The 18,189-nt window shown below is 67.6% G+C and carries 19 protein-coding genes; 12 read left to right on the top strand and 7 right to left on the bottom strand.

What is annotated here, in order from left to right; translation table 11 throughout:
* Nucleotides 1-147: 147 nt before the first annotated feature.
* Entirely contained in the window at nt 148-624 is a 477-nt protein-coding gene (locus ABFD52_10105; GenBank protein MEN6561116.1) for a methylglyoxal synthase, read from the bottom strand.
* Between the two features lie 286 nt (nt 625-910).
* Here ABFD52_10105 and ABFD52_10100 point away from each other — a divergent pair, with 286 nt between their 5' ends.
* Complete coding sequence (locus ABFD52_10100; protein ID MEN6561115.1) at nt 911-1,291, top strand: SHOCT domain-containing protein; 381 nt, start codon at nt 911-913, stop codon at nt 1,289-1,291.
* A gap of 11 nt (nt 1,292-1,302) precedes the next feature.
* Here the strand turns inward: ABFD52_10100 and ABFD52_10095 are convergent, their stop codons facing one another.
* On the bottom strand, nt 1,303-1,563 hold the full coding sequence (locus ABFD52_10095; GenBank protein ID MEN6561114.1) for a hypothetical protein: 261 nt from the start codon (nt 1,561-1,563) through the stop codon (nt 1,303-1,305).
* Nucleotides 1,564-1,834: 271 nt separating this feature from the next.
* On the opposite strand from ABFD52_10095, the gene ABFD52_10090 reads away from it, so the two are divergent.
* From ABFD52_10090 to ABFD52_10070, 5 genes are read left to right on the top strand one after another with little or no spacing between them, the layout of a single operon-like run.
* Nucleotides 1,835-2,170 (top strand): Cys-Xaa-Xaa-Xaa repeat radical SAM target protein, encoded by a 336-nt coding sequence (locus ABFD52_10090; GenBank protein ID MEN6561113.1) that lies wholly within the window; start codon nt 1,835-1,837, stop codon nt 2,168-2,170.
* Between the two features lie 5 nt (nt 2,171-2,175).
* Nucleotides 2,176-2,529, top strand: coding sequence for a hypothetical protein (locus tag ABFD52_10085; protein ID MEN6561112.1), 354 nt, complete (start codon nt 2,176-2,178; stop codon nt 2,527-2,529).
* Entirely contained in the window at nt 2,529-3,737 is a 1,209-nt protein-coding gene (locus ABFD52_10080) for a radical SAM peptide maturase, CXXX-repeat target family (GenBank protein MEN6561111.1), read from the top strand. Before ABFD52_10085 ends, ABFD52_10080 begins: the two co-directional genes overlap by 1 nt.
* Nucleotides 3,731-4,723, top strand: coding sequence for a CXXX repeat peptide maturase (locus ABFD52_10075; GenBank protein MEN6561110.1), 993 nt, complete (start codon nt 3,731-3,733; stop codon nt 4,721-4,723). Before ABFD52_10080 ends, ABFD52_10075 begins: the two co-directional genes overlap by 7 nt.
* A 16-nt stretch (nt 4,724-4,739) precedes the next feature.
* Nucleotides 4,740-5,027, top strand: a complete 288-nt coding sequence (locus ABFD52_10070) for a CXXX repeat peptide modification system protein (GenBank protein ID MEN6561109.1) — start codon at nt 4,740-4,742, stop codon at nt 5,025-5,027.
* 24 nt (nt 5,028-5,051) lie between these two features.
* Here the strand turns inward: ABFD52_10070 and ABFD52_10065 are convergent, their stop codons facing one another.
* Nucleotides 5,052-5,657: a hypothetical protein gene (locus tag ABFD52_10065; protein ID MEN6561108.1), complete on the bottom strand. Its 606-nt coding sequence runs from the start codon at nt 5,655-5,657 to the stop codon at nt 5,052-5,054.
* A gap of 73 nt (nt 5,658-5,730) precedes the next feature.
* A complete protein-coding gene (locus ABFD52_10060) occupies nt 5,731-6,846 on the bottom strand; it encodes a hypothetical protein (protein MEN6561107.1) in 1,116 nt (371 codons plus the stop codon).
* Between the two features lie 167 nt (nt 6,847-7,013).
* Between ABFD52_10060 and ABFD52_10055 the strand changes: the two genes are divergently transcribed.
* From ABFD52_10055 to ABFD52_10045, 3 genes are all read left to right on the top strand, one after another.
* Nucleotides 7,014-8,930 carry a mucoidy inhibitor MuiA family protein gene (locus ABFD52_10055; GenBank protein ID MEN6561106.1) on the top strand — a complete coding sequence of 639 codons (1,917 nt, stop codon included), beginning with the start codon at nt 7,014-7,016 and terminating at the stop codon, nt 8,928-8,930.
* Nucleotides 8,931-8,956: 26 nt separating this feature from the next.
* The gene (locus tag ABFD52_10050; protein ID MEN6561105.1) at nt 8,957-10,174 is read left to right on the top strand and encodes a serpin family protein; all 1,218 of its coding nucleotides are present in this window, start codon (nt 8,957-8,959) and stop codon (nt 10,172-10,174) included.
* A gap of 91 nt (nt 10,175-10,265) precedes the next feature.
* Nucleotides 10,266-10,706 carry a hypothetical protein gene (locus tag ABFD52_10045; protein ID MEN6561104.1) on the top strand — a complete coding sequence of 147 codons (441 nt, stop codon included), beginning with the start codon at nt 10,266-10,268 and terminating at the stop codon, nt 10,704-10,706.
* A 160-nt stretch (nt 10,707-10,866) separates the two neighbouring features.
* Here the strand turns inward: ABFD52_10045 and ABFD52_10040 are convergent, their stop codons facing one another.
* Together ABFD52_10040 and ABFD52_10035 are read right to left on the bottom strand one after the other, a co-directional pair.
* Nucleotides 10,867-11,253, bottom strand: a complete 387-nt coding sequence (locus tag ABFD52_10040; GenBank protein MEN6561103.1) for a hypothetical protein — start codon at nt 11,251-11,253, stop codon at nt 10,867-10,869.
* Nucleotides 11,254-11,325: 72 nt separating this feature from the next.
* On the bottom strand, nt 11,326-12,351 hold the full coding sequence (locus ABFD52_10035; GenBank protein MEN6561102.1) for a class II fructose-bisphosphate aldolase: 1,026 nt from the start codon (nt 12,349-12,351) through the stop codon (nt 11,326-11,328).
* A 150-nt stretch (nt 12,352-12,501) separates the two neighbouring features.
* On the opposite strand from ABFD52_10035, the gene ABFD52_10030 reads away from it, so the two are divergent.
* From ABFD52_10030 to ABFD52_10020, 3 genes are all read left to right on the top strand, one after another.
* Nucleotides 12,502-14,469 carry a hypothetical protein gene (locus ABFD52_10030; protein MEN6561101.1) on the top strand — a complete coding sequence of 656 codons (1,968 nt, stop codon included), beginning with the start codon at nt 12,502-12,504 and terminating at the stop codon, nt 14,467-14,469.
* 49 nt (nt 14,470-14,518) lie between these two features.
* On the top strand, nt 14,519-15,787 hold the full coding sequence (gene larA, locus ABFD52_10025) for a nickel-dependent lactate racemase (protein MEN6561100.1): 1,269 nt from the start codon (nt 14,519-14,521) through the stop codon (nt 15,785-15,787).
* A 110-nt stretch (nt 15,788-15,897) separates the two neighbouring features.
* Nucleotides 15,898-17,574: a L,D-transpeptidase family protein gene (locus tag ABFD52_10020; protein MEN6561099.1), complete on the top strand. Its 1,677-nt coding sequence runs from the start codon at nt 15,898-15,900 to the stop codon at nt 17,572-17,574.
* 6 nt (nt 17,575-17,580) lie between these two features.
* On the opposite strand, the gene ABFD52_10015 is transcribed toward ABFD52_10020, so the two are convergent.
* Nucleotides 17,581-18,165, bottom strand: coding sequence for a DUF882 domain-containing protein (locus ABFD52_10015; GenBank protein MEN6561098.1), 585 nt, complete (start codon nt 18,163-18,165; stop codon nt 17,581-17,583).
* Nucleotides 18,166-18,189: the final 24 nt, after the last annotated feature.

Genomic DNA, 18,189 nt, shown 5'->3' with positions numbered 1-18,189 from the left:
CGTCGAGATAGGCGGGGAAAGAGAGGCTCTACGCCGGCTCGGACCTCCGCATGTCCGAGGAGGTCGCACAGGCCCTTCTGCGGATCGTCGAGCCCGGATCCAAGGCCGGAGGTCCGGATACTCCCGGGTGCGCCGGGCCGCCGCGCCTCAGCCAGGCAGCTTCCTCTCCAGATAATCGGAATAGTCCCTGACCTCCGGTTGATAGGGCTCGTTCATCAACGGCGAGGAGATCATGAAATCGGCGGTCGCTCGATTGCAGGCGGTGGGCACGTTGTAAAGAACGGCTATCCTCAGCAGGGCTTTGACGTCGACATCGTGAGGGAACGGCTCCATCGGGTCCCAGAAGAAGATGATGAGGTCGATCTTTCCGTCCGCGATCATCCCGCCCAGCTGCAGATCGCCGCCCAGCGGCCCGGACTTGAGCTTCTTTATCTTGATCTCGGCTTTCTGCCGGCCGTCCTTTTCGCATTTGTTCTTGATCGTGTCTTCGACCAGGCGCCCGGTCGTGCCCGTACAGATCAGACTGTGGCCGATGAGCGTCCGGTAATTGTACTCGACCCACTCCCTGAGGTCCCGCTTCCGATTGTCGTGGGCCACGAGGGCGATCTGCTTGACCTTTTCCATTTGAGAAACCTCCGGCTGCCGGACGAGCTCGATACTTTTGTCCCTGGCCAGGCCGCCTGCGGGACTCTGCGATTGTAGGCGTTTCGCCCAGCCTCTACAAGACGAAGGACGGATTATATTCAAAACCCTCTCGCCCGTGCTATATTACGCGCGACCGGACGGGACGGAGGAACTCCGTCAAGGCGACCGTCGCCTGGACCTGGTCCTTCGGCGATTCCCGAGCGCTATCGGGTCCGGACCGTCAAGGCCGCTAAAAAGCAGCCCGGAACGCGTTGAGGAGGCAATCTTGAAGAGCAAGGTAAGCATCAGGCCGACGAAACCGGTGACGGTCATGGCCCTGGTCGTCGCCGTGGCCATGGCCCTTTTAGGGATCTTCTTCCTCGGGCTCCTCATCAAGGAAGGCGCGGGGGTCGGCATCGTTTTCATGATCTTCTGGTTCATCGTTCTCGGCGTGATCATCACCTACTACATCTACAATCTCAAGAGCCGCAAGGGCATCGCCGAGATCGAGACCGAGACCGATAGCGAGAGCGCGCCACGGGCCGGCGAGTCCGCCCCGGACTTCGACGGGAAGTTGCGCAAGCTCGAGGCCCTGAAGAGGGACGGCCTCCTCACGGACGAGGAGTATCAGGCCAAGAGGGCCGAGATCATGAAGAAAGCGTGGTAATCGAGACCTGCCTATCCGACCTTGGTTTCCCGCTTCGCCCGCTTGCGGGCGCCGTAGTTCAGGACGTTATAGATCATCATGCCGACGCAGAACGTGAACCAGACGATCCCGAAGACGATCTTGAGGGCCTTCTGGCCGCCCGAGAGGTCTTCGCCGGCTCCCAGGCTCAGCACGCCGAACCCGGCGATCATTAAAAGAACGGCGACCACCAGCCAGACGATCGAATGGAACGGGGTTTTCCGGGCTGTCTTGACCTGCGGCGCGTCGCTCATTTGGACCCTCCTGGCTTGACTTTCGGCCGAATTTTTCATTGAATATAGCACGATTCGCGACCGATGACGAGAAGAACGCGCGACGGGCTCTTCGCCCGTCACCCTTTCATATCACCCCTGGGGGTGATTGACCGGCCGCCCGGTCCGCGCCAAGATGGTCACGGAGTCATGAATTCCGGTTGAGCGAAGGAGTACGCCAAGCATGTCCAAGCGCAATGATCGCCCCTCTCCGAAGGCCGAAGCAGACGCCCAGTCCGCCGGGGAAAAGACTATGAAGCGGCGCGATTTCGTCGGCGCCGTGGCCAAGGCGGCCATCCCGACGATCGCCGTCCTGGCCCTGACACGGCCGGGCCGCCTGGCGGCCAAGCCGGCCGCGAAAGCCGGGGACTTCGACAAAGGCTACTCCAAGGGACCGAACGACTGCATCGTCACCTGCGAGAACGGCTGCCGCGGCTGCGAAGGCGAGTGCCTGGGCACCTGCAAGGACGCCTGCTTCCTGACCTGCGAGGGCTCCTGCAAGTACACCTGCGAGGGCGGCTGCAACGGCACGTGCGAAGGGACCTGCAAGGGGAGCTGCGAGAAGGGCTGCTCCGGCGGGGCCTGGTGATCCCGATGGCGAACGACGCGAAGAACGGCAAGAAGATCGGCCGCCGGGCGTTCCTGCGGACCGTGACGGGCGCCGCGCTCCCGACGATCGCCGTCATCGGCCTGGGCCGGGCCTCCCGCCTTTCGGCCCAGGGCGCCGGTCCGCGCGCTTCCCGGGCGCCCCAGGATTGCGGCCAGACCTGCATCGGCAGCTGCCGCCGGGTCTGCGCCGACACCTGCGAGGCCGACTGCACGGGCGGCTGCAAGAACGCCTGCGCCAAGGGCTGCAACAGCAATTGCTCCGGCGGCTGCAAGAACGATTGCGCCACGACGTGCAACCATAATTGCGAGGGCTTCTGCAAAGGCCAGAACCAGTACTAGTGTCCAGCGTCAAGAACGATCCGGTCAAGATCGAGACGGACAGGTCCTGGGAGGCCAGCCGCTCCAAGAACGTCACCTTCGTCGTCACCGAGGACTGCCAGCTCCGCTGCCGCTACTGCTACATGGTCGGCAAGAACAAGGCCGGCCGGCTCAAGTTCGACGTCGCCCGGCGGGCCATCGACTACCTGCTCGGGGCCCGGGACCTCGTCACCGAACCCTCCGTCGTCTGGGACTTCATCGGCGGCGAGCCCTTCCTCGAGGTCGAGCTCATCGACCGCATCTGCGATTATTTCAAGGTCCGGGCCTACGAGCTCGATCACCCCTGGTTCGAGCGCTACCGGTTCAGCTTCTCGACCAACGGCCTCCTCTACAACGACGCGCGGGTCCAGCGCTACATCGCCAAGAACTCGTCCCACCTGAGCGTCCAGATCACCGTCGACGGCACGCGGGCCAAGCACGATCTCCAGCGGGTCTATCCCGACGGCCGGGGCTCCTACGACGACGTCGCCCGGAACATCCCCCGCTGGCTGGAGCAGTTCCCCAAGTCCTCGACCAAGGTCACCGTCTCGAGCGACGACATCCCCCGCATCAAGGAGAGCGTCCTGCACCTCTGGGGCTTGGGCATCAAGGAGGTCAATATCAACGTCGTCTTCGAGGACGTCTGGAAGCCCGGCGACGACGAGCGCTTCGAAGCGCAGCTTATGGCCCTGGCCGACGAGACGATCGACCGCCGGCTCTACGAGACCCGGTCCTGCTCTTTCTTCTCCAAGACCATCGGCGCCCCGTACGTCGACAACAACAACTGGTGCGGGGCCGGCCGCATGCTGGCCGTCGATCACCGGGGGAACTTCTATCCCTGCGTCCGCTTCCTCGGCTTCTCGCTCCAGAAGCGCCCGGCCCTGACGATCGGCAATTGCCTCGACGGCCTCGACCGCAACAGGCTCAGGCCCTTCCTGACCCTGGACATGGTCAGCCAGAGCCCGGAGGAGTGCCTCGACTGCGGCGTCGCCACCGGGTGCGCCTGGTGCCAGGGCGCCAACTACGACTTCGCCGACACTCGGACGATCTTCCAGAGGTCGGTCGCCATCTGCAGGATGCACAAGGCCCGGGTCCGGGCCAACAACTATTTCTGGAACAGGCTCGGCCGCAAGCTCGGCCGGGACCTGCGGGCCGAGCCCCGGGGCGGCGAGGGGGCGGGCCCATGCTGAAGTACCTCCTGGTCGTCCTGGCCCGGGACGCGACCTCGTTCTGCCACTACGAAGCAGGCGGCCGCCGGCGGGGCGGCGCGGACATGATCCCCCTGGACCGGCTCGAGGCGGCCGTCCTCTTCGCCCTGAAGAACAACCTCAAGGTCAACTTCCTCTATCCCGGCCGCAGGCTGGGGCGGGCCTACGACAAGCTCGTCGAGAGCGTCGATCACGTCAAGATCGTGCCTTTCGCGGCCCGGTCGGGCCATCCGGGGGCCATCCTGGTCGTCGAGTCCTCCGAGATCCCCGGCGCCGCCGATCTGGCCGGCCTCCGCGGCGAGAACTTCATCCTCCGGCTGCGGCGGGCCGACCTGCCGCTCCTGGCCGCGGCCCTCAAGCGGCTCCTGCCCCGGGCCAAGCGGATCAACGTGGTCCTGGCCGACGTCGCCGGCTGCGGCGAGGCCGAATACGCCGAATACCGGCGCCAGCTCGAGAAGATCCTGCCCGAGGTCCTGAAGCTCGCGGCCCGGCCGGACCCGCCGGAGCTGAACGTCCTGACCGACCGGCTGGCGCTTGGCCGGATGAACAACTGCGAGGCCGGCCTGGCCCACCTGACCGTGGGGCCGAACGGCCGGCTCTATCTCTGCCCGGCCTTCTATTACGCCGATCCGCACGAAAGCCTGGGCGAGATCCGCGGCGAGATCGGCATCGGCAACCGCCGCCTCCTCGAGCTCAAGTGCGCCCCGATCTGCCGGATCTGCGACGCCTATCAGTGCAAGCGGTGCGTTTTCCTGAACCGGGCCCTGACCCTTGAGCTCAACACGCCCTCGGCCGAGCAGTGCCGGCTGGCCCACGTCGAACGGGAGGCCTCCCGGCTCTATCTCGGCCGGCTCCGGGAGTCCGGCTCCGGGGAGGGCCTGGCCGACATCCCGGAGATCGCCTACCAGGATCCGTTCGACGTCGCCGTGGAAAAGAAGATGTCCATCGCCGATTTCAAGAAGCTCTGACGAGGAGGGAGTCCCGATGAAGAACCCGAAAGGCCGGCCCGTTGGCAAGGTCACCGAGGCGGAGCGGGACGAGATCAAGCGCCTGTTCGAGCGCAAGAACGGCCTCGCGGAGCTCTTCAAGAGCGTCCAGAGCCCGGAGCACCCGCTCTACGACCGTCTCGTCCAGGACATGGGCGAGACGGCGACGAGGTTCCAGAGGTGGTGGGACGAGACGAGCCGGCGGTACAAGTGGAAGGGCGAGGCCGGCGCCCATTGGGAGATCGATTTCGAGACCTGCGAGATCTTCCTGAAGAAGAGCAGCTAGGCCCGGTCCGGCGCGCCCTCTCTCCTATTTTTGCCCCGGCTTCAGGCTGGCCGCCACGTGCTCGAAGACGGGGAGATACGTCTCGTAAGCGGACGCGTCGGCCGAATATTCGAGGACGTAGAACGATCCGTCCTTGATCGGCACGACGTAGAGCAATTCCTTGAGGCTGGCGCTCTCGTCGGACTTCGATTCCGGGTGGAGGAAGACCATCCGGTCGCGGCGCAGCCGGAAGGCGGGGAGGCCGGCCAGAGTGACCTTCTCGACCGGGCCGTAGTTCTCCCGGCTGTTTTTCGTCTCGCCCAGGACGTTCCTGGAGTTGCGGTCGAGGAAGTTTTGATAGCCGGCGAAGTCCTCGTTGTCCTTGAGAAGATAGCGCACGTTGATGCTTGTCCGGGGCGCGGGCGCGTGGACGTAGAACTCGAAGATCCGGTACTCCTCGTCCTCCTCGGCGTTCCGCTCGAGGTCCCAGTCCGCCGGCACCTGGCACGAGAAGTAATCGTGGTCCATCAGGTAGGGCTTGTATTCGATCGCCTGGCCGGAGGCCGGCGCGACGGCCCGGGCCAGGGCAGCGGCCAGGAGCAGGATGACCGCGGCGAGTCCCGCCGCGCGACCGAGCGTTCGTTCTCTCACGACATTCTCCTTGGATCCGCGTCCCGGGCCGCGGGAGCCGGCGGCTCCTTCCGGCCGGGCGGCGCGTCGATCATCAATGATAGAGCAGGTCCTCCATGACGACCTTGTCCAGCGTCCAGCCCGAGGCGATTTTTTTCATGAGGATGAGGTATTGCGCCCGCATGGCGCCGGGCGAGGTGTGGGCGGCGCTGAGCAGGGCCAGGGCCCCAGTCCGGTCGAACCCGACCCGGCTCAGGGACACGATCCCGCCCCGCAGGGCGATGAGAGCCTCCCTCCTCTGGTCCGGCCCCTCCAGGGACGCCGACATGCGCGACTCGAACTCCTCGGGCGAGATGACCTCGAGGTCCTTGACCATGATCCGGTCCATGAGCGCCCAGGCCTTGGCGTTCTTCGTCCGGTAGTCCTCGACCAGGGCCGCGTCGGCGGGACCGAACCCCTCCACCGGCCAGACCGGTTCATCAGGCTTCTCGAGGGCGATCGTCGTCCCGTGGACGAGACGGCCGGCCGGGACGGCCTCGAAGAATTGGGGCGAGTTCAGTCCGCCCGGCGCCCTGGCCCGGAAGAGGGCCGCGTAGACCTCGTACTCCCCGGCCGGGATCGGGTCCGAAGGGATCGGCTGGCCCTTGTCGGCCGGGCTGAAGGAGGCGACCACGGCCTCGAAGACCGGCCGGTATTTCGCGGCGGCCTTCTCGGGCGTGTCGAACTTGAGGACGAAGAAGCCGCGGCCGCCCGGTACGACGACATGACGGACGAGGCTCGGGACGATCTCTTCGCTCAGCCCGGCGAGCGGCCGGCGCTCGATCTTCTCGTCGAAGACCCGCGCCGTCCGCCCGGACACGGTGATCTCCCCGGCGCCGTCGCCGGACCGTCCCCGCACGTCGAAGACATACTTCTCCGGCGTCATCTGGGCTTCGCCGTAATGGAGGACGGCGATGGTGACATAGGACGGCCACTTTTCCCCGGGCGCGGCGATCCCGAGCTCGGAGGGCGAGCGCCAGCCCTGGGACTTCGTGAATGTCGGGTTCCAGCCCTCCGGGATGCCGACGGTGTAGGACCCGTCGGAGACGGCCAGAGGCTGCAGGCGCGGGGCTTGCGACGCCGGCCGACCGGATGCCACGTTGCATACGGCAGCCAGGGTCAGGCATCCGAGCAGCGCCAGACCGGGACGGCCCCGATATTTCTTGAGCATATGATATCTCCTGGCTCTTGAGACCGCGGCGATGATAGTCCCCCCTCCGCGGACTGTCAAGGAACCTCAAGGTCCAGGCGCCCGGCGGGACTTCGCTTGCCATACGGGACCGCCGCTTTCTATAATGGAGCCATGCGGGCGGCATCGTCTGGAGGGAAGGAGCGCACATGAAAAAGACCCTGCTGATCGTGGGCTTGGGCCTGGCGTTGGCGGCCCCGGCGGCGTCCGGAGCCGGACAGGCGGCCGCGGACGTTTCCGGCGCCTCGACGATCGAGTCCGTGACGATCTATCAGAACAGGTGCATGATAACCCGCACCATGACCGGGGACGTCGTTCCCGGCCCCCATACCTGGGAGTTCCGGGACCTCCCGGCCCAGTTGCTGGAGGAATCGGTCCGTGTGTCCGGCCGCGGCACGGCCGGGGCCCGGATCCTCGACATCCGGATCCAGCAGGCGCTCGGTTCGGAGAGCTCCCAGGCCGCGCTCAAGGACCTGAAGAAGAAAAGGGACGACCTGGCGGCCCAGCTGCTTGAGATCGCCGACCGCCTGGACGTCCTGGCCAAAGAGGCCGATCTCGTCAAGGCCGTGAGCGTCCTGAAGCCCGGCGACGACAAGTCCGCAGCCGCCGCCGGCCAGGCCGGGAACACGACCGAATGGCAGCGGCGGCTGGATTTTATCGACGTCCAGCTGCCGAAGATCCTGGAGCAGACGCGCCGGCTGAACGCCGAAAAAGACGCGCTGGAGATGAAACGGGATGCGGCCCAGCACGACCTCGACCAGCAGGCCAGCCTGCTCGTCCGGCAGCGGAAGGCCGTCCTCGTCGACGTCGAAGTGACCAGGGCCGGTTCGGAGAAACTCTCGCTTTCCTATGTCGTTCCGGGCGTCACCTGGTCACCGTCCTACGATCTCAGGATAGACTCTCAGAAGGACGAAGCGACGCTGACCTACCAGGCCCTGGTCACGCAGGCGACGGGAGAGGACTGGAACAGCGTCCAGCTCTTCCTGTCCACGGCCGAGCCGGCTCTTCAGAGCCGGCCGCAGCGGCTGGAGGCCTGGCGGGTCGATACCGAGAGCGGCGAGACGGGGGCCATCTCCTGTTTCGTCGCCGATCCGGAGGGCACGCCGCTCTCCGGCGCGACCGTGACCGTGACTGGCGGAGCTTTCCGCAGGAGCCTGACAAGCGACGCGCGCGGCCGAGTCCTCTTCGTCAATCTCAAGCCGGGGACCTACAACCTCCGGGCGGAGCTCCAGGGCTTCAACTCGGTCCTGCGCGACGGCATCGAGGTCCGGCCCGGCCGTCGCGCCAGCCTCGATCTTGCCCTCCCGCTGGCCGCGCTCGAGGAGCAGATCTCCGTGGCCGCCAAGGTCAGCTACAATGATCTCGTCGCCGCCGAGGAGGCTCCGGTGCCCGAGGAGGAGGCGGCGATCGAGACGGCCGAAGCGGCCGACCGGACCATGGCCACGGTCTTCGAGATCAAGCAACGGCAAAACGTTCCGAGCTCCCGGGAGAAGAAGAAGGTGACCATCGCCGTGGAGACCCTGCCCGTGGAGAAGGAGTTCCTGACGGTACCCAAGCTGGCCGAGACGGTCTCCCTGAATGCCCGGATCACCAACGCCGCGGAATTCCTCCTCCTGCCCGGACGGGCGAGCCTGTTCTACGACAACGATTACATCTCCACGGCCGAGGTGCCGTTCGTCGCCCCCAACGACCGCTTCGCCCTGGCCGTCGGCGACGTGCCCGGCGTCAAGGTCCGTTGGCGGCAGGTGAGCAAGACGCGGACCGAGACGGGGCTCGTCGGCAAGAAGGTCCAGCTGACCTACGAGATCGCCATCACGCTGGAGAACCTGACGCGCGCGCCCCGGGCCTTGCTGGTCAAGGACCAGGTGCCCGTGACGACGAGCAAGGACGTGACCATCGACATCCTCCAGGCCGTCCCCGAGCCGGTGAAGACGGTCCTCGACGAGGACGAGGCCCGGACCGGCATCCTGGCCTGGCCGGTCACGCTCGGGCCCCAGGAGAAGAAGGAGATCACCCTGAAATTCCGGATCACCCACCCGAAGAACCGCCCGCTCATCGAAGGGTAGCGGGCGAAACCGAAAAGGAGCGACCTATGATGAAGAAGATCCCCGGAAGGGTCGCGGCCCTCGCGGCCGCGGTCCTCGTACTTGCGGCGGCTGTCCCGGCCCGGGCCCAGGCGCCGGATGACGTCCAGGCCGTCGCCAAGGCCTCGAACGCGTTCGCCGGCCGGCTTTACGGCGAGCTGGCCAAGGAGGAGGGGAACCTGTTCTTCTCCCCCTACAGCATCTCCTCGGCCCTGGCGATGACCTACGAAGGCGCCCGCGGCCGCACGGCCGGTCAGATGGCCGCCGTCCTCGGCTTCTCCCTGCCTCCGGACAGGCTCGACCCGGCCCTGGCGAAGCTCATGGCCGGCCTCAACGCCAAGAACAAGCCTTACGAGCTCTACGTCGCCAACGCCCTCTGGGGCCAGGCCCGCTACCCCTTCGCCCCCGCTTTTCTCGGGGCCCTCGACAAGTATTTCGGCGGCGGCTTCAGGGAAGTGGACTACACCGGAGAGGGGAGCCGGGAGAAGGCCCGGCAGGAGATCAACGCCTGGACCGAGGACCACACGGCGAAGAAGATCAGGGACCTGATCAAGCCGAACATCCTGACCCCCCTGACCCGCCTCGTCCTGACGAACGCCGTCTATTTCAAGGGGAATTGGGCCCGCCAGTTCAGGGCCGCGGACACCAGGCCCATGCCCTTCACCGTCTCGGCGACCCGCACGGTCGACGTCCCGATGATGCGCCAGAAAGCGGAGTTCGGCTACCTCGAGGACGACGGCGTAAAGGCGCTGGAGATGCGCTATGCCGGCGACGACCTGTCCATGGTCGTCCTGCTGCCGGATTCCCCCGCCGGGCTCGGCGAGCTCGAAGCGGCCCTGCCGCGGAAGCTCGACGATTGGCTGGCCGGCCTGTCCAAGGAGAAAGTCGAGGTTTTCCTGCCCCGCTTCAAGCTGGAGCGGGACTTCGTCCTGAACGAGCCTCTCGCCGCCCTGGGGATGGAGGACGCCTTCTCCGAGGCGGCCGACTTCTCGGGCATGAGGTCCGACTGCGCCAAGGACCTCTATATAACCAAGGTCGTCCACAAGGCCTTTGTCGACGTCAACGAGGAGGGGACCGAGGCGGCGGCGGCCACGGCCGTGGTCGTAGGGACAAAATCGATCATGATGAACCCCGTCTTCAAGGCCGACCATCCCTTCATCTTCCTGGTCCGGGACGTCCGCACCGGCACCGTCCTGTTCATGGGGAGGATGGCCGAGCCGAAATAGCGCGCAGCGCCGGCCAGCCGGCCTCACCGGGCCGGAAGATATTTCGGTCCCGCGCCGGGCCCGGTCCGACAAACCTCTATGGGAGGATGCCATGTTGACCAGAAAAGACGCCCGGCGCGACGAATGGGACGCGCGGAGCGCGCCCGCCCCGGCGCGGCGTTCCCGCGGGACCGGACGGAGCTTGGGACTTTCCCTGATGCTCCTGGGCATCGGCGTCCCGCTCGTCGCCTTCTTCATCCAGGTGGACGGCGCGATCCGCTTCTCGACCCGGGACAAGGTCTTCGAGCGGACCCTGACCTCGGCCGAGCAGCAGGAGATCCGGGCGGCCATCGTCGCCCAGCGGGCCAAGCTCGACACCGTCCAGAGGATCGTCGAGAAGATCAAGGAAACGTACCGAGGCGAAACCGGCGCCAGCTACGAGCGGGACGTCTGGATCGTCCACGTCAAGGAAGGCCTGGCCGTTCCCTATAAATATGTCCTGGCCGTCGGGGCGCTTCTCTTTCTCGTCGGGATCGGCAAGCTCATCATCTAGGCCCGCGGGGACGGCGTCGTGGTCGCGCCCCGGGCCCTGGCCCATGCGGCGGCCCGGCCCGCCACCAGGATCATGGGCGGCGACACGGGCGGCGCAAGATCCATAAAAAGGTCGGGCTGAAATCCGGCCCGTCGGATAAGAAACAGGCCGGCGGCCGCCGTTATTTCGCGGGCGCGTCCGGCGCCGGGGCCGGGCCCTGGAACAGCCTGACCGTCGCGGGATTGAACAGGATGATCAGCGAATAGACGCCGAGCGCCGTCCCGAAGGGGACATGAAACAGGTTGAGGAAGGAAACGACCAGCATCAGGATCCTGGCCCATTCCTTGTGATTGATCAGGCCCAGCCCGCCGACGATCTGGGGCAGGGCGATAACGGCCAGGAACGAGGTGGCGACCAGGCCGATCAGGCGCAGCAGCCCCGGCTCGATGTCCAGGTTGGGGATCTGGGCGACGCCGAAGAAGACCAGGAAGGCGAACAGGGCCAGGCAGAGATAGAAAACGCCGAAAACGATCCACAGGATGCCGATGATCTTGATGTGATCTCTCATGGAACACCTCCCGTCCTGCTTATTATACGCAAGACGGGGAGCCGGGGATATCCTGCGGCCGGGACAGGGCCCTCAGAACTCTTCGCCGTAGCGGCCGGCCGATCCGAGGACCTCGCGGTTCTTCTTCTTGTACATCTCGGCCAGGGCCGACCGGGCCGGGCCGAGGTACTTGCGCGGGTCGAACTCGCCGGGCTGCTCGGCGAAGACCTGGCGGATGGCGCCGGTCATGACCATCCGGCCGTCCGTGTCGATGTTGATCTTGCAGACGGCCGAGCGGGCGGCCTGCCGCAGCTGGTCCTCGGGCACGCCGATGGCGTCCTTCAGCCGGCCGCCGTACTTGTTGATGGTGGCCACGGCCTCCTGGATGACCGAGGAGGCGCCGTGGAGGACGATGGGGAAGCCGGGGATCTGCTTCTCGATCTCGGCCAGGATGTCGAACCGCAGCGGCGGCGGGACGAGGATGCCGCGGGCGTCGCGGGTGCACTGCTCGGGCTTGAACTTGTAGGCGCCGTGGGACGTGCCGATGGAGATGGCCAGCGAATCGACGGTCGTGCGCCTGACGAAGTCGACGACCTGCCCGGGATCGGTGTAACTCGAGTGATCGGCCCGGACCTCGTCCTCGATCCCGGCCAGGCGGCCGAGCTCGCCCTCGACCGAGACGTCGAGCGGCCGGGCGTAGTCGACGACCTGCCGCGTCAGGGCGATGTTCTCATCGTAGGGGAGGTGCGAGCCGTCGATCATGACCGACGAGAAGCCGTTCTCGATGCAGGACTTGGCCAGCTCGAAGGTGTCGCCGTGGTCGAGGTGCAGCGTGATGGGGACCGGCGTGGACACGCCCTTGGCCTTCTCCATCTCGCGGGCCATGCGGACCGCGCCCTCGGCCATGTAGCGGAGGAGGGTCTGGTTGGCGTACTTGCGGGCCCCGCTCGAGACCTGGAGGATGACCGGCGAGCGCGTCTCGACGCAGGCCGTGATGATGGCCTGGAGCTGCTCCATGTCGTTGAAATTGTAGGCCGGAACCGCGTACCGCCCGGCGAAGGCCCGCCGGAACATGTCGCGGGTGTTGGACAAACCCAGATCTTTGTAGGAAACGGGCATGGTCGAACCTCCTGGGAAACGCTCGGAACCTCCTTATCATAGCCCAAGGCCGGCCTCTTTTCAAAACCGGCGGCCTTGTCTTTTCGGCGGGCCTCTGTTATAACCCGGAACGACCGTGTGCCCGAAATTCCGGATCGAGGGAAGCCCCGCATGAACAAGCGTCCGGCCGTTCTCGCCGTCTGTCTCGTGATCGCCGTCGCTGCCGCCGCCGTTCCCGGCGCCGCCCAGCAGGCCCGCGTCGAGGTCCGCAGGGACGGAGCGTCCGTTTCGTTCGCCGCCGGAGGCCGGCCCGTCGCCCGGCTCGTGCCCTTCGCCGAGAAGGACTTCGCCGTCGAGGACGCGGTCCGCGAGCTCGGTCCCGGATTCTTCGAATGGACCCGGACCTTCCGCTACGACGGCCCGGATCACGTGCGGCCGGCGCGCCTGGCCATGGCGGTCGAGGCCCTGTACGCGTCGCGCTACAGCCTCATCCCGGCCGTGATGTACGACGGCAACGCCTGGGGCACCGGGCTCGAGCCCAAGGGCTTCGTCAAGGACGGGCAGCCCTGGACCTTCGCCTATCACCGGACATCCATCCCGGGCGCGACCTACTCGGAATCGGGGGACTGGTCGGTCGGCCTCTTCAGCGCGCCCGGCCAGATCCCCGGCGGCTTCTCCTGTTCGCTCGAGCCGCTCGCCGACAGGACCGTGCACAGGCTCCTCTGGCCGGAGGAGGAGACGCCCCGGCTCTACGCCATGCGCGACGCCTACCAGGACGCCTACCGCGGCGACCTGCGCGTCTCGCGCGGCCAGACGATCGCGCTCAAGGCCTGGATCGTCGTCGGCCCCGTGGCCACGCCCCGCCACGGCTGGCACGCCCTGGTCGACGCCGCCTGGGCCCTCAACGCCCGGCCGGCGAAACCGCGTTTCGAGCCCGAGGAGCTCTGGGAGATGGGCGTCCAGTACGCCCTGGACAGCCTCTGGGCCGAAGAGAAGGGCTTCAAGGGCTTCTCGATCGGCTTGACCTGGGACCCCCAGGAGCAGGGCTGGGTCCAGCGGCAGTCATGGAAGTACGAGATCGGCTGGGCCGGGCAGAACGTCTCCCTGGCCAACTCGATGCTGCGGGACTATGTCCTGTCGAACGAGCGCCGGTCGCTCGACCGCGGCATCCAGTGCCTGGACACCTGGCTCAGGAACGCCCGGCTGCCGAACGGCCTCTTCCGCTGCCACTATGACTATCTCATCGGTCTAGAGGACCCCAAGGGCGAGGTTCAGGACGCCTGCAATCTCGGTCAGGCGGCCCAGGGCTATTTCGAGGCTTTCGACCTGGCCGCCCGGTGCGGCCTGACAAAGCCGGAGTACCGGGCCGCGGCGCTCGGCGTCTGCGACTTCGCCCTAAAGGCCATGCGGGCGGACGGCCGCATCGGCAAGGCCTGGCGGAACGACGGCAAGGCCGTCGACCCCGACGGCACGATCGGCGCGTTCCTGATCGCGCCCCTGGTCACGGCCTTCCGGGCCACGCACAAGGCCGCCTACCTCGAGGGCGCGGAGAGGTCCTACGCCTTCTACTTCGGCGAGTTCGTCAAGAACGGCTTCACCACGGCCGGGGCCCTCGACACCCATTGCATCGACAAGGAATCCGCGACGCCGCTCCTCAAGGCGGCCCTCGAGCTCTACGACGTCACCGGCAAGGCCCAGTACCTGAAGGCCGCCGAGGACGTCTCGTATTACCTGGCGACCTGGCAGTGGCACTACACCGTGCCCTACGAGGAGGGCACGGTGCTGCGCGAGCTGGGCTACGACACCTACGGCGGGACGGCCGTTTCGACCCAGCACCACCACCAGGACCCGTACGCCCTGATCATCGTCAACGATTGGCTCAAGCTGGCCCGGCTCGCGGGCAAGCCGGTCTGGCGGGAGCGGGCCGTCGCGGCCTGGGCCAACGGGACGAACGGCATCTCGGGCGGCGACCTGGTCGTCATGGGCAGGAAGCGGCCCTACGGCAGCCAGGACGAGGGCTTCCTCCATACGCGCTGGCTCCGGCCGTTCGCCGTGAGCCAGTGGCTCGTCGCCTGGCCGACCGCGTTCCGCCTGGAGACGTTGCGCCAGAACCCCAACTGGACCGTCTTCAACAAATAAGATGGGCATCACGCCCCCCATTTTGATCTTTGGGTAAAATGGCGGCGCTATGCGCATCAAGCTGGCTTATGGAAAGACCGGGCTCCCGATCGAGCTCGACGATTCGCTCGACGTCACCGTTGTCGAGCCGGCGTTCGTTCCCGCCCTGCCCGACCCGGCCGCCGCGGTCCGGGCCGCCCTCGGGTCGCCCATCGGCTCGGCGCCGCTCCGCGATCTCGTCCGCCCCGGGATGCGGGTCGGGGTCGTTTTCAGCGACATCACCCGCCCCGCGCCGAGCCCGCTCCTTCTCGGGGCCATCCTGGAGGTCCTGGACGCCGTACCCGGCGTCGAGGTGACGCTGTTCAACGCCCTGGGCACCCACCGGCCCAACACGGAGGCCGAGCTGCGGACGATGCTGGGCGACGGTATCCTCGAGCGCCGCCGGATCGTCCAGAACGACGCCTTCGATCCGGCGACGCAGATCCGGGCCGGCGCGACCTCGAAAGGCCACGAGACCTGGCTCAACGCCGAGCTCATGCGCTGCGACCTGAAGGTCCTGACCGGCTTCATCGAGCCCCACCTCTTCGCCGGTTTCTCCGGCGGCGGCAAGGCGATCCTGCCGGGCATGGCCGGCCAGCGCACGGTCCTCGGCAACCACGACGCCGGCATGGTCGGCCACCCCAAGGCGATCTGGGGGACGACCCGCGGCAACCCCGTCTGGGAGGAGATCCGCGAGGTCGCCGGGCAGGCCGGGCGCCTGTTCCTGCTCAACGTGACCCTCAACCGCGACAAGGCCGTGACGGGCGTGTTCGCCGGCGACCTCGACCGGGCCCACGCCGAGGGCTGCGCCTTCGTCAAGGGCTCGGCCATGGTCGCCGTGCCGCGGCCGTTCGACATCGTCGTCACGACGAACTCCGGCTACCCGCTCGACATCAACCTCTATCAGTCGGTCAAGGGCATGCGCGCGGCCGACCAGGTGGTCAGGCCGGGCGGGGCCATCATCATGGCCGCGAGCTGCTGGGACGGCATCCCCGATCACGGGCTCTACGGGACGCTCCTGCGCCAGTCGCGCTCGCCCCGCGAGCTGCTCGACCGGATCACGGCGCCCGGCTTCCTCGAGCAGGACCAGTGGCAGGCCCACATCCAGGCGCTCATCCAGCGGAAGGCGGAGATCTACGTCCGCTCCGACGGCCTCACCGACGACCAGATCCGCGGCGCCCTGCTCGAACCCTGCCGCCGCGTCGAGGACACCGTCGAGGCGCTCGTCGGGCGCTACGGCCGCCGCGCCTCGATCTGCGTCCTGCCCGAAGGCCCGCAAACGATCCCGTACATCGCCTGAGGCCCGCCGCCGGCGCGGCCCCCGCCCCCAGCCGGCGATCACTGGAATTTCCGCGACGCCCCCGCTAGAATGGAGGCCCGGGGGAGCATGTGAGATCTTCAAGACCGCTGATGCGCGCCGCGCTTCTGGCGGCCCTCGCGGCCGCGTCAGGCTGCGGCCGTCCGCCGGCCGTCCCGCCGGTTGAGCTCGTTCGGACCGCCCTGCGGGCCCGGGTCGGGCCGCCGGGCACGGCGGGGCCGGTGTCCTGCCGGCGCGACATGATCTGCGGCTCCGAGGCCCTTCCCGATTTTTACCGGAAGCGCGGATTACGTCCGGCCTGGATCGACGAGGGCCTCGCTCTCGCCGACGCCCGCGCCTTCGTGGCCGCCCTGCGCCGCGTGGCCGAAGACGGCCTCGACCCGGCCAATTACCACCTGGCCGCCCTCGAGTCCCTGATCGCCGAGACCGACGCGGCGCGCAAGAAGGGCCTCCGAAGCGTCCGTCCCGAAACCCTGGCCGACCTGGAGATGCTCCTGACCGACGGCTTCCTCCTTTGCGGATCGCACCTCGCCGGCGGCCAGGTCGATCCCGAGACACTCCATTCCGAATGGTCGGTCAAAAGGGACGCGGCGGCCGACCTGGCCGCCGTCCTGGAAAAAGGCCTGGCGGCCGGCGATGTCCCCGCCGCCCTCGACTCGCTGCGGCCCGGAAACGTCATCTATCTGGGGATCAGGAAAGCCTACGCCATCTGCGGGGCTCTCGTCGCCGCCGGCGGCTGGCCGGCTTTTCCGCCCGGCCCGAAGCTTGCCAGGGGGGACCGGGACGCCCGCATCGCCGCGCTCAGGCGGTCGCTGGCGATCAGGGGGGACCTCGCCGGCGCGGGCGACGCCGGCGGAGGGGACCTCTTTGACGGCGCCCTCGAGGCCGGGCTCAAGGCGTTCCAGGCCCGGCACGGTCTCGAGCCCGACGGCGTCGTCGGCGCAGCCACGGCCACGGCCCTCGACGTCTCGGCGCCGGACCGGCTGAGGCAGATCCGGGCCAACCTCGAGCGCTGGCGCTGGATCAGCCGGGACCTCGGAGAGAGATACGTCCTCGTCAACGTCGCCGGTTACCGGCTCGGGGTCTTCGCCGGGGGGCGCCTGGAGCTGTCCATGCCGGCCATCGTCGGCCGGGCCTACCGGCAGACGCCCGACTTCAGCGGCCGGATCGCGACGGTCACCATCAATCCCGCCTGGAACGTGCCTCCGAAGCTGGCCCGGGAGGACATTCTGCCCAAGGTCCGGCAGGACCCCGGCTATCTCAGGAAGAAGGCCATCCGCGTCTTCGCCGGCTGGTCGGAGGGGGCGCGGGAGATCGACCCCGCGGCCGTCGACTGGACCAGCGTCACGCCCGAGTCGCTTTCCTACAAGTTCCGGCAGGACCCCGGCCCGCAGAACGCGCTCGGCCGGATCCTGTTCCTGTTCCCGAACAAGTTCGACGTGTATATCCACGACACGCCCGAGCGCTGGCTCTTCAGCCTGCCCGTCCGGGATTTCAGCTCGGGCTGCATCCGGATCGAGAAGCCCGTCGATCTTGCCGCGCACCTTCTGAGGGGAGACCCCGCCTGGACGAGGGACAGGATCGCGGCGGCGATCGCCGCGGGGGAGACCAAGGTCATCGCCCTCCGGCCGACCGTCCCCGTCCACGTCCTTTACTGGACGACCTGGCTCGACGCCGACGGCCGGGTACAGCTGCGCCCGGACATCTATCTCCGGGACGCGGCCCTGGTCAGGGCCCTGGAAGAGCGCGCCCCGCGGCCGGCCCGGTAGCCCGGCTCACCAGGTCCGGACGCGGCCGACGTCGACGTGGATGAAGTCCGAAGCCGGATAATAGCCCACCCCTCCGCCCCGCAGGCCGACGGCCGCGCGGTAGAGGTCCCGGAGCTTGACCCCGGGGACGCGGATGTCGATGGCCTTGCCGAGGAGGTGGAGGCTGTGGACGGCGACCCCGCCGCTGCCGTGCAGGCGCAGGTATTCGTTGGTGCTGGGGGAGCGATAGCCGGAAATGACGTGGAACGGCTCGCCGGCCCCGAGCGCCCGGGCCAGCTCGTTGAGAAGGTCGAGGAGGCCGAGGTCGATGTCCTTGATCTCCCCCGTGTACGTGTCGCGGAGGATGTAGTTGATCCTGGCCAGCGACGCGGGCAGGAGCTCGCCGCCGCGGCAATACTCGACGGCCTCCGATTCGGCCGAGTGGGTGTTGTAGAAAGCCAGGCCGCGGTCGGGCGGCAGAGGCGCCGCCGGAGAGGCGAAGGCGGCCAGGCGCGTCACGAAGGGCGCGGCCGCGGCGGCCGCGCCGAGGCCGAGGAAACGGCGCCGGCCCAGCGGCCGGGCGTTCCGGGGAGCGCGCTCGTGGTCTTTCATCTATCCTTTTAGTCGCCGCAGCCC

The sequence above is a fragment of the Acidobacteriota bacterium genome (assembly GCA_039683095.1).
GTDB lineage: Bacteria > Acidobacteriota > Aminicenantia > Aminicenantales > Saccharicenantaceae > RBG-16-66-30.
The sequence above is the reverse complement of the archived record's forward strand: the minus strand, read 5'-3'. Positions and strand labels throughout refer to the sequence as shown.

Coding starts and splice junctions, on each gene's coding strand:
- ABFD52_10105 (MEN6561116.1), bottom strand. CDS start 624: ATGGAAAAGGTCAAGCAGATCGCCCTCGTGGCCCACGACAATCGGAAG.
- ABFD52_10095 (MEN6561114.1), bottom strand. CDS start 1,563: ATGAGCGACGCGCCGCAGGTCAAGACAGCCCGGAAAACCCCGTTCCAT.
- ABFD52_10090 (MEN6561113.1), top strand. CDS start 1,835: ATGAAGCGGCGCGATTTCGTCGGCGCCGTGGCCAAGGCGGCCATCCCG.
- ABFD52_10085 (MEN6561112.1), top strand. CDS start 2,176: ATGGCGAACGACGCGAAGAACGGCAAGAAGATCGGCCGCCGGGCGTTC.
- ABFD52_10075 (MEN6561110.1), top strand. CDS start 3,731: ATGCTGAAGTACCTCCTGGTCGTCCTGGCCCGGGACGCGACCTCGTTC.
- ABFD52_10070 (MEN6561109.1), top strand. CDS start 4,740: ATGAAGAACCCGAAAGGCCGGCCCGTTGGCAAGGTCACCGAGGCGGAG.
- ABFD52_10060 (MEN6561107.1), bottom strand. CDS start 6,846: ATGCTCAAGAAATATCGGGGCCGTCCCGGTCTGGCGCTGCTCGGATGC.
- ABFD52_10055 (MEN6561106.1), top strand. CDS start 7,014: ATGAAAAAGACCCTGCTGATCGTGGGCTTGGGCCTGGCGTTGGCGGCC.
- ABFD52_10050 (MEN6561105.1), top strand. CDS start 8,957: ATGATGAAGAAGATCCCCGGAAGGGTCGCGGCCCTCGCGGCCGCGGTC.
- ABFD52_10045 (MEN6561104.1), top strand. CDS start 10,266: ATGTTGACCAGAAAAGACGCCCGGCGCGACGAATGGGACGCGCGGAGC.
- ABFD52_10040 (MEN6561103.1), bottom strand. CDS start 11,253: ATGAGAGATCACATCAAGATCATCGGCATCCTGTGGATCGTTTTCGGC.
- ABFD52_10035 (MEN6561102.1), bottom strand. CDS start 12,351: ATGCCCGTTTCCTACAAAGATCTGGGTTTGTCCAACACCCGCGACATG.
- ABFD52_10030 (MEN6561101.1), top strand. CDS start 12,502: ATGAACAAGCGTCCGGCCGTTCTCGCCGTCTGTCTCGTGATCGCCGTC.
- larA (MEN6561100.1), top strand. CDS start 14,519: ATGCGCATCAAGCTGGCTTATGGAAAGACCGGGCTCCCGATCGAGCTC.
- ABFD52_10020 (MEN6561099.1), top strand. CDS start 15,898: ATGCGCGCCGCGCTTCTGGCGGCCCTCGCGGCCGCGTCAGGCTGCGGC.
- ABFD52_10015 (MEN6561098.1), bottom strand. CDS start 18,165: ATGAAAGACCACGAGCGCGCTCCCCGGAACGCCCGGCCGCTGGGCCGG.